The organism is Paramicrobacterium salitolerans (assembly GCF_051513965.1).
Taxonomy (GTDB): domain Bacteria; phylum Actinomycetota; class Actinomycetes; order Actinomycetales; family Microbacteriaceae; genus Paramicrobacterium.
Genome location: NZ_CP195847.1, coordinates 638,217 through 653,146 on the forward strand (window position 1 = coordinate 638,217; position 14,930 = coordinate 653,146).

Annotated in this window: 10 protein-coding genes; 5 read left to right on the plus strand and 5 right to left on the minus strand. The window is 59.7% G+C overall.

What is annotated here, in order from left to right:
- Positions 1-253: 253 nt before the first annotated feature.
- The 3 genes from ACSAGD_RS03065 to ACSAGD_RS03075 are packed head-to-tail and all read right to left on the minus strand — an operon-like array spanning position 254 to position 2,611.
- The gene (locus tag ACSAGD_RS03065) at positions 254-1,297 is read right to left on the minus strand and encodes a TM2 domain-containing protein (protein ID WP_437584268.1); all 1,044 of its coding nucleotides are present in this window, start codon (positions 1,295-1,297) and stop codon (positions 254-256) included.
- Positions 1,298-1,325: 28 nt separating this feature from the next.
- On the minus strand, positions 1,326-1,988 hold the full coding sequence (locus ACSAGD_RS03070) for a hypothetical protein (protein ID WP_437584269.1): 663 nt from the start codon (positions 1,986-1,988) through the stop codon (positions 1,326-1,328).
- Positions 1,988-2,611: a hypothetical protein gene (locus tag ACSAGD_RS03075; protein WP_437584270.1), complete on the minus strand. Its 624-nt coding sequence runs from the start codon at positions 2,609-2,611 to the stop codon at positions 1,988-1,990. Before ACSAGD_RS03075 ends, ACSAGD_RS03070 begins: the two co-directional genes overlap by 1 nt.
- 148 nt (positions 2,612-2,759) lie before the next feature.
- Between ACSAGD_RS03075 and ACSAGD_RS03080 the strand changes: the two genes are divergently transcribed.
- The 4 genes from ACSAGD_RS03080 to ACSAGD_RS03095 all read left to right on the plus strand — a co-directional run bounded on the left by ACSAGD_RS03080 (position 2,760) and on the right by ACSAGD_RS03095 (position 9,142).
- Positions 2,760-4,802: a hypothetical protein gene (locus ACSAGD_RS03080; RefSeq protein ID WP_437584271.1), complete on the plus strand. Its 2,043-nt coding sequence runs from the start codon at positions 2,760-2,762 to the stop codon at positions 4,800-4,802.
- A complete protein-coding gene (locus ACSAGD_RS03085; protein WP_437584272.1) occupies positions 4,802-6,418 on the plus strand; it encodes a type I restriction-modification system subunit M in 1,617 nt (538 codons plus the stop codon). The genes ACSAGD_RS03080 and ACSAGD_RS03085 overlap by 1 nt, the downstream gene beginning before the upstream one ends.
- On the plus strand, positions 6,415-7,563 hold the full coding sequence (locus ACSAGD_RS03090; RefSeq protein ID WP_437584273.1) for a hypothetical protein: 1,149 nt from the start codon (positions 6,415-6,417) through the stop codon (positions 7,561-7,563). The genes ACSAGD_RS03085 and ACSAGD_RS03090 overlap by 4 nt, the downstream gene beginning before the upstream one ends.
- Positions 7,564-7,909: 346 nt before the next feature.
- A complete protein-coding gene (locus tag ACSAGD_RS03095; protein ID WP_437584274.1) occupies positions 7,910-9,142 on the plus strand; it encodes an exonuclease domain-containing protein in 1,233 nt (410 codons plus the stop codon).
- Between the two features lie 33 nt (positions 9,143-9,175).
- Here ACSAGD_RS03095 and ACSAGD_RS03100 read toward each other — a convergent pair whose 3' ends face one another.
- Positions 9,176-10,369 carry a Fic family protein gene (locus ACSAGD_RS03100; protein WP_437584275.1) on the minus strand — a complete coding sequence of 398 codons (1,194 nt, stop codon included), beginning with the start codon at positions 10,367-10,369 and terminating at the stop codon, positions 9,176-9,178.
- Between the two features lie 107 nt (positions 10,370-10,476).
- Positions 10,477-11,388, minus strand: a complete 912-nt coding sequence (locus tag ACSAGD_RS03105) for a DUF3800 domain-containing protein (RefSeq protein ID WP_437584276.1) — start codon at positions 11,386-11,388, stop codon at positions 10,477-10,479.
- A gap of 360 nt (positions 11,389-11,748) precedes the next feature.
- Between ACSAGD_RS03105 and ACSAGD_RS03110 the strand changes: the two genes are divergently transcribed.
- Positions 11,749-14,922 (plus strand): type I restriction endonuclease subunit R, encoded by a 3,174-nt coding sequence (locus ACSAGD_RS03110; protein ID WP_437585093.1) that lies wholly within the window; start codon positions 11,749-11,751, stop codon positions 14,920-14,922.
- Positions 14,923-14,930: the final 8 nt, after the last annotated feature.

Genomic DNA, 14,930 nt, shown 5'->3' on the forward strand with positions numbered 1-14,930 from the left:
CTGAGAGTTGCTTGCAGATTCGTCGCGACAGTAAAAGCGAGTGTGACGTTGTCATATGCACGGAAGTCCTTGGTTCGAACCACGTTAGGCAGTTCGAACGGGAGAGCAGTATTGAGGTCATAAAACGGGGCGAGAAAACTTGAATCGGGGGCATGGATGAGTGAGAAATTCTTCGAGCGATGGAGGTAGTCAGCGCTCGAAGGCGGTGGGCCGAAGAGAAGCTCTCCGACGCACCGCCTTCTGACAACAACGATCAGCTCACCGCGGCAGTCCAGTCGCCCGAGGCCTTGATGACGATGACGGACGGGCCGGCGCTGAGAGGAACCGTGCCCGAATAGTTGCCGATCTCGTTGATGAGGAGACCGAAACCAACGCCGACACGAGTCTCTTCAGTGACGATGAAGTTCGCGTCGCCCGTGTGTGAGAACTCCGCGCTCGCCGCATCCCCGTTGTAGAGGAAGACGGCGTCGCCGGAACCGGACTCGGCGAGCTCCGGGGCAGCGGAGATCGGTGAGATGGTGATCGACCACGGTCCGCTGGCCTGCACCTGAAGGTTCACACCGTCGCCGAGGGCGTTGATGCCGTAGGCAGTCGTGCCCGTGTAACTGCCGATCGCGTTGACCAGCAGGTCACCCGTCGAGGCGTTGTTGGCGTCGAGGACGCTGACGATGAAGTTCGCCGATCCCGAGTGCTCGGCGGTCACGATGCCGGCTTCCACGTCGGCAGGCAGCGCGATGACGTCGTCGCCGGAGCCACTCGCGGTGATCACCTCGAACGTGCCGAAGTTGGTGTCGGCCCAGTCTGCAACAGACGGTTCTTCTGGCTCTGCGGGCTCGTCAGCCTCGGCCTCGTCTGCCGCGGCCTCGTCAGCGTCTGTGTCGGCGCCTCCCGCGGCATCCTCACTCTCTGATGTTGCGGAGCTGGTCTCGGCCAGCCCGTTCATCGCGCTTGTCACCGATGAGAAGATGATGGATGCCACGATGAGCACGGCCGTGACGATCCACGCTGTCTTCTTGTGAGTGTCGTAGTCCGCGAGAGGCATCCCCTGCTTGTCGCGCTGGTTGCCCGTGAGAACCAGGATGAGGTCGACAAGCCACCAGATTCCGGCGCCGCCGAACGTGACCAGTTTGAGGATGCCTGTGCCGACCTTGCCCAGGTAGAAGCGGTCAACGCCGAAGATGCCGAGGAAGTACGACAGCAGCCAGGTTACGAGAAAGGACTTCGTGGAATGAGGCTGCGTGTAGCCCGTCGGCCCGGGAACGGCGGGCGCGGCACTTGGTGGAATGGGGGTAGTCATTGGTCTCTCGTTTCTGTGCAGGGGTGGATCAGGATTCGCTGTCGCGTGTGAGCTCGACCAGCATGTTGAGCCCGTTGTCGGGGTGGTAGGTCCAGGACGCCGTGAAGTCGTCCCACGACGCTTCTTGCCGGCCGTCGAGTGCTCGAGTGTTTTCGATGCGGTTCATCACGGCGTCGGAGATGCCGAGTTCTGTGACGACGCAGTCGAATGAATCGAAGCTCATGCCGGTTGCGTCTTCGCCCATCGTCTGAAGCTCGAGGGATGCCCCGTCGTCGCCGATCGTGGCGTGGCTGCTGCTCTGCAGGCCGCACTCGTCGAGAGCGACCTCGAACGGGTTCGGAGCGGCCTCCTCAGCGACGTTCGCGATGCTGGCGCTCATCGCCGGCACCGCGACCAAGCCGATGAGAAGCCCAGCGGCCAATCCCACAGCGGCGCCAATTGCGGCGAAGAGGAGCGAATTGTTCTTGTGCGGCTTTTGGGCGGCGACGATTTCGGTCTGTGTTGAAACCGGATGCCGCAGGTCCGGTGTGCTCTCATACACGAGTTGCTGCTCCGGTGGCACCGAGTATGCGCGTCTCGGAGGTTCGTAGACCGGTGGCTGTGCGGTTGGCATCTGCTCCTGCGGGGCAGAATTGGCGATGCTCTCATTAGTGGGAGTCCAATCGGGCATCGGCGGAATTCGGTCAGACATCAGTAGCTCCATTCCCAGCTCAGGCCCGGCTCAGGAACGAACGCGAGCACTCCATGCGGATCAGTGACATCGAGCACGACCAGGCCGTGCACTTTCTGCGACGGGCCGATGTCGACCGGAAGCAGGTCGCTCTCGTTCATGCATGACCAGCCATTTCCAACGGGGTCGTTGATGCGAGTGCCGGTGGGGTTGTATGCCTCCCACGCCCACTCGTTGAACGAGAAGTAATAGTCCGGATCAAGCAGAGCTGTCGACTCTGCCGAGATCGTGATGGCCACGTAGTGACCGTTGATGGGGGACTCCGGATACGTGGAGGTGCACGATGGATCCACATCAATGGCATCCACCGTGAACGTGATCAAGGTGTTTCCATTGATGTCGACGAGCCAGGCTTCTTCACCGATCTCTTTGGCGAGGTGCCCGCGTTCCGTTTCTTTGGTTTTGAGGGCACGGTTCTCGGAAGTCTCGTCGGGTGACGAGATCGGGGTTTTCGTCGGCGTCGGCTCAGATGTGACCTCCGCCGCGGCCTCTTCTTTCGGCGGGCTCGGCTCCTCGGCGGTGCTGCAGCCGACAAGCGCGAAAGCCAGAGCGACAACGCTCGCCGCCGTAGCGATTGCTTTCATGATTGCCTCCTTCTGGTGCTGGGAATGACGATAAAGCGCACCACCGACGCTTGGTACGAAATGAAGTGATAAAGGGCATTATCAGCGAGGCATAGAAAAACTAGAACAAGATCTATAGAGTCAGATTGTCGGACGAGAGGAGGTAGCGATGGCGCTTGAGCACACCGGACTCATCTCGCTTACGGGAATCGCGCGTCTCGCTCGCGTGAAGCGCCCGGTCGTCTCGATGTGGCGAACGCGGTCGCGGGACAGCGACGCTCCTTTCCCAGAACCCGCCGCGCTCGATGGCTCGCGCGAGCTCTTCAACGTTCACAACGTCGCTGCCTGGCTGGTGACAACTGGCCGCGGAAACAACCCAGATGCGCAACAGGATGCCGCCGGAGCTGCACTCGTCGATCGGCTTGCCGATATCGATGAGTCCACGCGTGACGCGCTTGCCGCACTGATCGCTCTCAGCGCGATCGTTGACGAGCGCATCACCACTCTGGGTGCTGACGAGATCATCGACCGTGCCGATGACGCGGACCCGGACGATGACGCGATTCTGACGGAGATCGAGGCGGCGGCTGATTCTCTGGAAGCCCTGGCCGAGACGGCATCCGATCTCGTTGACACTGCGTATTCGCACTCTGCGGCGCTCGCGGAGATCGAGGGTAAAGGTCACGGGGCCGGAAGCTTCCGCAGTGGGAGCGGGCTGACACAAGCGGGAGAGTCGCTGCTTCTGGATCTCGCACACGACATCATTCACGGAGTGCCGAGCCTCGATGTCGAGGCTCCCGTCATTGCCGACGTCACAGGTTCGGCGACGGGATTTGCGGCGGCGTTCGCGGCTGCTCTGCCAGAGAGCTTCTCTCCCGTGGTCGCAGTGCCACCGGAAGAGCGGGCTGAGGCACGACGTATCGTGCGCCAGCTGTTGGTGAACGGCATCGGCCTTGCCGACGTCACGCCTGACGTGCGGACGGTCGGTGAATCTGCGCGCCCCACGATTCGCGTCGCCACGCTTGACGACGACTCGAACACCGCTGCATCGCTGAGCCGGTTGAGCGAGCAGCTCGCGGAACTCGACTCGAGCGAACGTGCTCTCGTGTACGGGCCGTCTCGAGTGCTGACTGACGCCGGGGTCTCTAGCGATGTTGATCGATGGCGCGCCGAGCAGATTCGCTCGGGCCAGCTCCGTGCGATCGTGAAGCTGCCGCGAGGTCTCATCGCGGCGCGCCCTAGGCAGGCACTGGCGATCTGGGTGTTGGCTCCGTCGCCGGCATCCGTCCCGCTCTCAGACCGGTGGACGCTCATCGCTGACGCGTCGGACCGCGAGCTGGATGCCGTGACCGCCTCGGGAATCATCGACGACGTCGTTGCCGCGCTCGGTGAATATGACACCCTTCGGGCGCACGCGTTCAGCGTGGGCCGCCCCGTCCGCACGAGTACGCTCGCCGCTACCCCTGGTTCACTCGTCGCCTCGCAGGGAGCTGTCACCCACGCGCCGGAGATGATCGAACGAGCCAACACACGAGAGATTCCGGCTCGCATCGACGAGGTGCTCGCATCACTCGACGAGTTCGGAGCGAAGTTCTCTGAGCGAGTGGAAGCGACCTCTCTCGCGCCGTCACTGCGAACCTCTGATGTTGCGAGTCTTCTCAGCGAGCGTCACCTTCGATACGCAGCCGGTACTCGCCTCGCGGAGGCTGAGCTTCGCGCTGACAGCGGCTATCGGGTGATCACTCCGGATGCTGTGAGGCAGGGTTCCGTTGCGAACACGCCGTTCGTCGACCGTTTCGCGTTTTCAGCGGGGCATCCGAACGCTCAACTCACTGAGCCCGGGGACGTCATCTTCGTTACGGGGAGTTCACCGGCGGCAATCGTCGACGATGAGGGCGCACACGTGGTGGCGTACCCCGCTCGTGTGCTCCGCATCAATGCGAACGACCCGGCCGGGCTCGTTGCGTCTCTTGTCGCTGCGGACATCCGTCGACAGTTGTCGTCGGAGTGGAAGACGTGGACGCTACGCCGCATTGTCGGTGGCCAGCGGCAAGCTCTTCACGACACACTCGAGTCGATCGAGCGTGAGCAGCGTGCGCTCCAGGCCAAACTGGATGCACTGCATTCTCTCTCTGAACTTGTGTCGGACGGCGTCGCTGCCGGCCGCATCACCCTGACCTCGCCCGATTCCCAGCCGAAAGGAACCCGCTGATGCCCCCGAAAAAGCACGCGGATGCTGCTCCCACAACCATGAAAGAGCTCAAAGACACGCTCTGGAAAGCCGCCGACAAGCTGCGCGGCTCGATGGATGCGTCGCAGTACAAAGACGTGATTCTGGGGCTCGTGTTCCTTAAATACGTGTCAGATGCATTCGACGAGCGCCGCGAGCAGATTCGCGCGGAGCTTGTGGCCGACGGGCTCGACGATGAGCAGATTGGTCAGCTCATCGACGATGTCGATGAGTACACGGGCAGTGGCGTGTTCTGGGTGCGCGTGACGGCGCGGTGGCAGTTCCTCGCCGAAAATGCGAAGGGGATGCCAGGGCCAGAGCCGAAGTCCATTGGGCTGCTGATCGACGAGGCGATGCTCGCGCTCATGGAAGACAACCACGCACTTGAGGGGACGCTGCCGCACATCTTCAACCGCGACAACGTCGACCAGCGACGCTTGGGCGAGCTGATCGATCTCTTCAACTCGGCGCGGTTCACCGGGCAGGGGGCGTCGAAGGCGCGAGACCTGCTGGGGGAGGTGTACGAGTACTTCCTCGAGAAGTTCGCTCGTGCCGAGGGCAAGCGGGGCGGCGAGTTCTACACGCCGGCCGGCGTGGTTCGCGTGCTGGTCGAGCTGCTGCAGCCGACGGAAGGTAGGGTGTACGACCCGTGCTGCGGTTCGGGCGGCATGTTCGTGCAGGCAGAGAAGTTCATCGAGGCGCACGAGGGAATCGGTCGCAGCGGCGACATCTCGGTGTACGGGCAGGAGCTCAACGAGCGCACCTGGCGCATGGCGAAGATGAACCTCGCGATCCACGGGCTCGGGGCGAACCTCGGGCCGCGCTGGGGCGACACGTTCGCGCGTGATCTGCACCCCGAGCTGGAAGCGGACTTCGTCATGGCGAACCCGCCGTTCAACATCAAGGATTGGGCGCGCAACGAGCAAGATCCGCGCTGGAAGTACGGCGTCCCGCCTGCGGGCAACGCGAACTACGGATGGATTCAGCACATCCTCTCCAAGCTCGCGCCCGGCGGGAGCGCCGGTGTTGTGATGGCGAACGGGTCGATGTCATCGAACTCCGGGGGAGAGGGCAAGATCCGCGCGGAGCTTGTCGAAGCGGACATGGTGTCGTGCATGGTGGCGCTGCCGACACAGCTCTTCCGCTCCACGGGCATCCCCGTGTGCGTCTGGTTCTTCGCGAAAGACAAGACCGCGGGCAAGCACGGCTCTATCGACCGCACGGGGCAGGTGCTCTTCATCGACGCACGCAACCTAGGGCACATGGTCGACCGCGCGGAGCGCGCGCTGAGCGATGAGGACATCGCGAAGGTCGCGGGAACATTCCACGCGTGGCGCGGCGTCGAGTCAGTGACGGATGTCGCTCCCGCGGAGTACGCGGATGAGCCCGGCTTCTGTTACTCGGCCACCCTCGCTGAGATTAAGGATGCCGATTACGCGCTCACTCCCGGTCGCTACGTCGGCGCCCCCGAACTCGAGGACGACGGCGAACCGATCGAGGAGAAGCTGGAGCGCCTAACGAAGGAGCTCTACGCCCAGTTCGACGAATCAGCGCGCCTCGCGGAGGTCGTGCGCGAACAGCTCGGGAGGCTCCAATGAGGTTCTCAACACTTCGTGAAGCGACACAGCGAATAGATTACGGTCTGACTACTTCAGCCGACACTGCTGCAGACGGTCCAAAGTTTCTCAGAATTACAGATATTGACAAATCATTCATCGATTGGTCTGCAGTTCCCAGATGCGTTGTATCTCCGAAAGAAGGCGAGAAGTACAAACTTGAAGACGGAGACATAGTCGTCGCAAGGACCGGCGCATCTACTGGTCGTTCTCAATGGGTAGTGGTTGATGAAGCTGCAGTATTCGCATCGTACCTAGTCCGATTCCGTGCCAACGGCAGATTCGACTCGAGATTCCTTGGTTATGTGCTCAACTCGCAACCTTGGCGAGACTACGTGTCCGGAGTCGCATTTGGTAAATCTGCACAGCCAAATATGAGCGCCAGTGATATGGCGGATTTTCGTTTTGCACATCCTGAAATTGGCCAGCAACGAGCAATCGCGGAGGTGCTGGGCGCGCTCGACGACAAGATCGCCGCAAATCAGAAGCGAGCAAGAGTTGCTGATGACTTAGCTCGAGTAAGTTTTAGAAACTCGCTTGGTAATGCAGAGGTCCCTCTCTCTGAGACGGCAGAGTTCGTGAATGGGAAAGCCTTCACAAAAGATGCGAGCGGAACAGGGCGTGTTGTTGTCAGGATTGCCGAGCTGAATAACGGCATAGGCGGTTCGACAGTGCGCAACGACATCGAAGTCGACGACAACCACGTCGCTCGACCTGGCGACTTGCTCTTCGCTTGGTCCGGGTCACTGACTCTGAAGAGGTGGTACCTCGATGAAGCCATCGTGAATCAGCACATCTTCAAAGTCTTGCCGAAACCTGGCTTCCCACTCTGGTTGGTTCATCAGCTCATCGCGCTCAAGCTCGACGAGTTCATCGCGATCGCGGCAAACAAAGCGACGACGATGGGGCACATTCAACGAAAGCATCTTGACGAACTTGTCAGGATGCCGGACGACAGCGCGATCACTCGACTTGATCAACTTATGCGTGCCCTCTGGGATACAGCTCTGGAAGCCGAGCTTGAGAATGAAAGTCTCGTAAAGACAAGAGATCTTCTTCTGCCGCAGTTGATGTCGGGCAACCTGCGGGTTCGCGATGCCGAGAAGGTTGTCTCAGACGCAGTCTGACATTGCACCAATTACGCGACGTTCACGTGCTTGCGATATGGATCGCTTTGGTGAGTCGTCGAGACACGCTTCTATGAATCGGGTCAGTCATGAGCTGGAACTCTCTCGACATTCACGATTGTTAGGGAAAACATCACGATCACGAATTCTGCGAGAAGGCGTGGCTTGCCGATGATTCGTGCGTACCAGACGAAGTCCCCCGAGTACGGGCTACCTGAGGCCTGCACTGCTCGTACAAAATTGGTTGTCGTCGCGCCCTTCGGAGAGATCCTGTGGCACATCTCACCTGCATTCACGGGAAGCGCGTTGAAGCCGCGTGCGTCGTCGACGATTAAGAGAGTTGCTTATGGGATATGCCGTCGTCGATTTCGAGACCACTGGAATTTTGCCGTCATACCACCACCGGGTCATCGAGATCGGTGTTGTACACGTGGAATCGGATGGGTCGGTATCTGGGCGGTGGGAGACAGTCGTCAACCCGAACAGAGACCTTGGGCCGCAGGGTATCCACGGCATTCGGGCCGCTGACATTCTTGATGCGCCGGATTTCGCGGACATCGCGCCGGATCTTGCTGCACTCTTGCAAGGCCGTGTATTTGTCGCGCACAATGCGAATTTCGATCTGAGGTTCTTGCAAGCCGAGTTTGAGCGCGCCGGGTATCTGCTGAATCCGCAGATTCCGTCTCTTTGCACGATGCGGCTCGCCCATAAGTTCGGACTCGGTGGGTCGTGTTCGCTCGCCGCCGCGTGTGAATCATTCGGTATCTCCATCGCGAACGCACACTGTGCGGGCGACGATGCGTTCGCCGCCGCGCAACTGCTCTCGTCATACCAGCACGCGAGCGCTCTCTGGCCGGGCTGGCAACAGTTCTGGACGGAGTGGGAACTCAGCGGCAGCTCCTATGCGTACCCGACGGTCCCGTCTAAAGGCGTCTTGTGGCAGACGCGCAAGGACGCAGTGGACCTCGAGCAGAGCTTCTTGAACAGGCTCTCTGCCAGGCTCGATCGTGACATCGAACCAGGTGCGGAATCTGAATATCTCGCTCTGCTCGACAGATGTCTATTGGATCGCTCGATATCGCTCAGCGAAGGTGGCATGATCGTCGCGCTCGCTGATGAACTCGGCATTGATCGAGGTGCGGCCGAGAAGCTGCATGCGCGGTACATTGATGACCTGATTGTTGCTGCGTGGGCAGACGGAATCGTCACTGAAGAGGAACGATATGACCTGGAGCGCGTTGCACAGGCGTTGGAAATTCCTACGGATGCTGTCGCCGCGGCGCTTGCTGCGCCCCCGGTTTCAAATGGCAGGCACTCGAGCACATCGCTAGCGCCGACGAACTCGTTTGCCCTGAATCCAGGCGACACGATCGTGCTGACTGGCGAGATGAGCCGGTCTCGATCAGCGTGGACCGAAATCATCGAGTCGCGAGGATTCAAGACGCACCCGAACGTGACGAAGAAGGTGTCACTCGTCGCGGCCGCTGACCCAGACTCGCTATCGGGAAAGGCAAAGAAGGCGCGCGACTACGGCATCCCGATCGTGGACGAAGTGGGGCTCGAACGTCTACTCGCGTAAATAGGATCGTGCGAGCCCTCAGAACTGTGTGACTCAGCCGCGGCGGCCGGCTCTGTTTGCGAAGTCGTCGAGCGCGTAAACGATGTCGTCCGCCACCCAGATGCGGTTGCGTCGTTTGGATGTCAACTCTCGAAGCAGCCCACGGTCGACCAACGTATCTAATGCTCGATAAATGTTGACCGGGGCAGAAGCTGTTTCCGCCGTGATTGCAACAAGATTCACAACCGGCTGCTGGAAGAGCAACGTCGAAATCCGATGCGCCACCGAGTCAGAGCGAACCCCGCTCAGTGCGCTCTTGTACTTTGATGTGATCTCGTTGATGTCTTGCGCGAGTTCGCTTCCGTTTTGGATTCCGCGCTGAGCGGCATCGAGAAACGCGCGCACGATGGGAACGACGTCACCTTCTCGAAACGCTGTGAGTGCTGCGAAGTAACCTTCGGTGTCTGCCAGGAGCCCTGCGGAAACCGGCACGGTGACGTTGCGTGTGACACCCTGGGATCGAAGCATCGCTTGGACGACTGCGCGCCCGGTCCGCCCATTTCCATCAAGAAACGGGTGGATCGTCTCGAACTGTGCATGAGCGAGCGCTATGTGAGGAATCGATTGGATATCGTCTCGTCTAGTGAATCGCACGAGATCCGCCATGGCCGCCGGGACTCGGACAGACTGCGGCGGAACAAAGGATGCGCGATGTGGGCTTAAGCTACCGCCACCGATCCAGACCTGCTGCTCTCGGTAAGCTCCGGTCATCGTCGGTGCAGAAGCGTGGAGCAGCGCCGTATGCATCTCGATTATCGATGCGTCTGAGATGTCATTCGCGAGTTTCAATGCTGTGCGCATTGCGCGGACGTTAGCGACGACGAGAGCGGCGTTCCCACGCTGTCTCTCACCAATTTCTGCCTCAGCAACCGCTTGGGCAGATGCCGAGAGGTTCTCGATTTGTGATGACGACGCTGATTCAGAGCGAAGCAGCAACGTTGCGAACGGTGCCACGACTGACCCGAACTCCGCGTCGAATCGCGACATCATCGCCTCAACGTCACTTGCTTCCGCCGTAATTTCAGGAGGAAGGGAGATGCTGGCCCTTGCGATTTCGGGCGTGACTGTGGCTTCGTACGAACTGTGTAATCTTGCCCACTCGCGGCGGGATACCTGGGCGCGCTCTACCGTCGGCTCCCAACCAACGGCCTCGGTGCTCATTGGCGGCCAACCCTTGACGCTTTCCACGAGGGGCACCTTCATAAGTATGAATAGCTCTGTTGTTATTTATCTTTACTTCAGTAAAGATAAATAACAACCCACGATATCTGTCTCATGTGAGACCGCGACCCATGTCATGAGCTAGCGTCTGGTGCTCGTCGTGTGCTCGCCAAATGAATCGCCTTGGTGAGCTGCGCTCGATTGGCGTCGCCAACGAGTTGACCTGTGATGTGGGGGAGCAGAGGGCGGCTCTTTCTAAACACATCAAAATGATGTAGGTCGTCGAGGGAGCTGTTCCATAACTTTAGTTTTGATTCGAACGTAATGTTGTGATGCATATGGCCTCCCAGAGCATCTGGGATCCATCCAAACCGCGAATCTCTGAATAATTGATAGTCGATTGCTCGTCCGATTGACGCGGCGATCCAATCTGCAAACTGAATATTTGAGCTCAGCGTGCTGTCAACGTGCATCGGTGGCTCAACGATTGCGGCCATCTCGGGATACCTTCGTGAGCGAGCGAAAATATGTTTGTACATGTTCGCCACTCGCTCTGCGCGCTGTTTCTCGTTCACCTGGTCGATTACGATCAGTAAGTTTTCTCGGAAAGCGTGGGCATAGGGGCACAAGCGATTGATCGTTTCCTGCATGGCGGCGGACTCCAGCTCAATCGGACCGGTAGCGACCTGCTTCGGAGTGCCACGTTCCTTCTCCTGTGCGAAATAGAAGATCTTTCCGCTGTACTTCGAGAGCTCGGTGACAAGCCCGCGGAACACACGTATTTGGCTCGGGTGTCTCTGCCAGGCGTCAGCTGTAAAGATGTCTGAGCCTTTGCGCTCCCACCGCCCCGGATTACCGACCTCTGCGATCTCTGCCGCAAATAAGCGACGCTTCTCTTCGGTAAAAGAGCGACCAAAATCACGCGCACTTTGAACAGGGATCACGAACCCGGCATATCCGAAAACCGGGCTGGTCTTGAACCGCTTGTGATCCTTGCTGACAAACGCCCCGGTCTCGCCAATTTCGTCGATATATGCCAGCAACATACAAGAACTGTATCCAGCCGCGGTGACGTTCTTAACGCGAAAACCCACGCCGTTGGCGTGGGTTCTGCGACTTGGCGCTCTGGAACCTGACTTGTTCCCGCTACCGATCCCAATCTTATGTTTGTTACATGTTGCGTATCAAACAGATTCAGAAAAATCTCAGAGTAGCCGGATTCCTTCACCCAGCAAAGACAATCCCATTCTTGCACTTGGTCTGATTGGTAAGCGAAGCGCCGAGACATGAATCATCGTTCTCGCTTGCGTGATAAGCGTCCATATCGATTGACGACCGCTAACACGGCCGAATGTCCGGCAACATGGAGGTGTTGGCACAGCGAAAGGTGAGCGATGAACGCATGGATGGGCTCTGAAGCGGACTGGGAACAGATGGCTCTCGAGCTACTCGCTGAGCCGCTTCTCTGGCATCCCGCAGGCGGGGACACCATCGCTCCGGGCCGCGGAGAGCGTGAGAACTGGAGCGAGCTGATCATCCGCCCGCGGATCCTCGCCGCCTTGCAGAAGCTCAACCCGACCGTGCCCGCGAACTATCTCAAGCAAGCGCTTGAAGAGATTGTGACCCCCAAATCGAGGGACGCAATCACTGAGAACCAGCGCATCCACACGTACCTCGTCGACGGGTACCGCCTCAGCTACATCGACTCGGACGGCGAGGAAGTCAACGCCACAATCCGGTTGATCAGTGCAGATCCGGACGACAACGACTGGCTTGCCGTTAATCAGGTCACGTTACGCCAGGGTGATCTGACGCGGCGCTTTGACGTCGTACTCTACGTGAACGGGATGCCGCTCAGCATCATGGAGCTCAAGAAAGCGGGAAGTGAATCGGCGACGACAGCATCCGCTCACGCCCAGCTGCAGACGTATGTCGACGAGTTTCCGATGGCGTTCCGTTTCTGCGTGTTCACCCTCGCATCTGACGGGCTGAGTGCCAAGTACGGAACACCATTCACACCTCTCAATCACTTCGCGCCGTGGAACGTCGATGACGACGGACAGCGACTCGAGTATCCGCGCTTCGAAGACGGCGACAGCATTACCCAACTCGAAGACACGATTCTCGGTGTCTACAACCAGGAGCGGTTCCTGCAGCTGATGCGGAACTTCACTGCGTTTGACGAAGGCCCGGACGGGCTCGTCAAACGCATTGCTAAGCCGCACCAATACTTCGCCGTCACGAAGGCTGTGGGCAGCACCGTGCAGGCGGTGGGCTCCAGCGGCAAGGCCGGTGTCGTTTGGCATACCCAGGGTTCCGGAAAATCAATGGAGATGGAGCTCTACGCGAACCTCGTCATCCGGCGTCCGGAGCTGAAGAATCCGACGATCGTCGTCATCACCGACCGCAACGAACTCGATGGGCAGCTCTTCCAGACGTTTGACCAGAGCCTGCTGCTCGCAGAGAAACCGCGGCAGATCCGCAAACGAAGCGAACTACGTGACGAACTCAGCAACCGGACCACGGGCGGCATCTACTTCACAACCCTGCAGAAGTTCGGGCTTGGTAAGGCCGAGAAGGATGCCGGGCTCACGCACCCGCTGCTGTCAGACCGACGAAACATCATCGTCGTGGTCGATGAAGCGCATCGCAGCCACTACGACGACCTCGACGGATACGCGCGTCACCTCAAGGACGCATTGCCGAACGCGACTTTGATCGCATTCACCGGCACACCGATCTCCGAGGCAGAACGCAACACGCGTGAGGTGTTCGGAAACTACATCGACATCTACGACCTGACGCGTGCAGTTGAAGACGGCGCAACCGTACCCGTCTATTTCGAGCCGCGCCTGATCAAAGTCGGGCTCGCAGAGGGGGTCGACGAAGACCAGATCGACGAGCTCGCCGACGAAGTGACGCTCGGGCTCGATGACGCCGAACGCGCCCGTATCGAACAGGGCGTCGCGGTGATCAACGCCGTCTACGGAGCCCCCGAACGCATCGAAGCGCTCGCCGAAGATCTCGTGACCCATTGGGAAGAACGTCGTGACCGTATGCGCGAGTTCGTCTCATCTCCCGGCAAAGCACTGATCGTCGGCGGCACACGAGAAATCTGCGCGAAACTCTACGACGCCATCGTGGCACTGCGGCCCGAGTGGCATTCGGACGCTCTCGATCGCGGCGTAATCAAGGTCGTCTACTCGGGTGTTCCTTCTGACCCCGAGCTGATTCGCACGCACGTGCGCAAAGATTCGCAGAACGCTGCGATTAAAGAACGGTTGAAGGATGCCGATGATGAGCTCGAACTTGTCATCGTGAAGGACATGATGCTGACGGGCTTCGATGCTCCGCCGCTGCACACCCTCTACCTCGACCGGCCCCTCAAGGGAGCGCTGCTCATGCAGACGCTCGCCCGTGTGAACCGGACCTTCCGCAACAAGCACGACGGATTGCTCGTTGCCTATGCTCCGATCAAAGAGAACCTCCACAACGCCCTTCAGGAGTACACCGCTGAAGACCAAGCGGAGAAACCGCTTGGCCGGGACGTCGAGCACGAGGCATCCGTTGCCCGCGAACTTCTGGAGCAGGCTCGCGAATGCTTGAGAGAATTCGACTGGAGGTCCGTTGCTCAGTCTGGCCGGCCCAAGGCGTACCTCAACGCGGTCACCGGCGCCGCGAACTATCTGCGCGATATCAGGAACCCTCTCAACGATGAGAAGCTCGGCTCGAACACTCTCAAAGCGCGCTTCCGCAGCGTGTCGAACCGCCTGGCTCGTGCGTGGGCGGTGGCGTCTACGCAGGGGAGTCTTGATGACGTCCGCGACGAGATCAAGTTCTATGAAGAGGTTCGCGTCTGGATGGCGAAGTACGACGCGCTCGACAGGCAGAGCAAGGGCGAGCCGATTCCGGATGACGTGCAGCGCCTTCTCGCCTCACTCATCGACTCGGCTACCGCGGCTGAGGGCGCGATCGATATTTACGAGGCGGCCGGCCTGCCGAAGCCGTCGCTCGGAGAGCTCAGTCAGTCATATATCGAGAAGGCGAAGCAGACCGAGACTCCGCAGCTCGCCATCGAAGCATTGAGGGGGATGCTTGTTGAACAAGCTTCAGTGGCCACACTCCATAACATCGTGAGGCAGCGTGCGTTCTCGGAGCGCATCACCGATCTCATGGTTCGCTACACGAACCAGCAGATCACGGCGGCCCAGATGTTTGCAGCGCTCGGTGACGTGTCGCGTGACATCTCGGAGGAGGCTCGCCGCGGTGAGAAGTTCGACCCTCCGCTCGAGCATTACGAGCTGGCGTTCTACGACGCCGTGGCGTCGAACGAATCAGCGCTGACGATTCAGGGCGAAGACACTCTGGCTGAAATCGCACGGGAGCTGCTGAAGATTCTGCGTCGAGACAAGCGGACCGACTGGACGGTGCGGGATGACGTGCGGGCGAAGCTCCGCTCGTCGATCAAGCGCCTCCTCGTGAAGTACAAGTACCCACCGGACCAGCAGCCCGGCGCCATCAAGCTCGTCATGGAGCAGATGGAAACCCTTGCGCCGCGGCTCACGGAGGAGGCCGCGTAGAGCTGCGT

Coding starts and splice junctions, on each gene's coding strand:
- ACSAGD_RS03090 (WP_437584273.1), top strand. CDS start 6,415: ATGAGGTTCTCAACACTTCGTGAAGCGACACAGCGAATAGATTACGGT.
- ACSAGD_RS03105 (WP_437584276.1), bottom strand. CDS start 11,388: ATGTTGCTGGCATATATCGACGAAATTGGCGAGACCGGGGCGTTTGTC.
- ACSAGD_RS03065 (WP_437584268.1), bottom strand. CDS start 1,297: ATGACTACCCCCATTCCACCAAGTGCCGCGCCCGCCGTTCCCGGGCCG.
- ACSAGD_RS03075 (WP_437584270.1), bottom strand. CDS start 2,611: ATGAAAGCAATCGCTACGGCGGCGAGCGTTGTCGCTCTGGCTTTCGCG.
- ACSAGD_RS03070 (WP_437584269.1), bottom strand. CDS start 1,988: ATGTCTGACCGAATTCCGCCGATGCCCGATTGGACTCCCACTAATGAG.
- ACSAGD_RS03110 (WP_437585093.1), top strand. CDS start 11,749: ATGGGCTCTGAAGCGGACTGGGAACAGATGGCTCTCGAGCTACTCGCT.
- ACSAGD_RS03080 (WP_437584271.1), top strand. CDS start 2,760: ATGGCGCTTGAGCACACCGGACTCATCTCGCTTACGGGAATCGCGCGT.
- ACSAGD_RS03095 (WP_437584274.1), top strand. CDS start 7,910: ATGGGATATGCCGTCGTCGATTTCGAGACCACTGGAATTTTGCCGTCA.
- ACSAGD_RS03085 (WP_437584272.1), top strand. CDS start 4,802: ATGCCCCCGAAAAAGCACGCGGATGCTGCTCCCACAACCATGAAAGAG.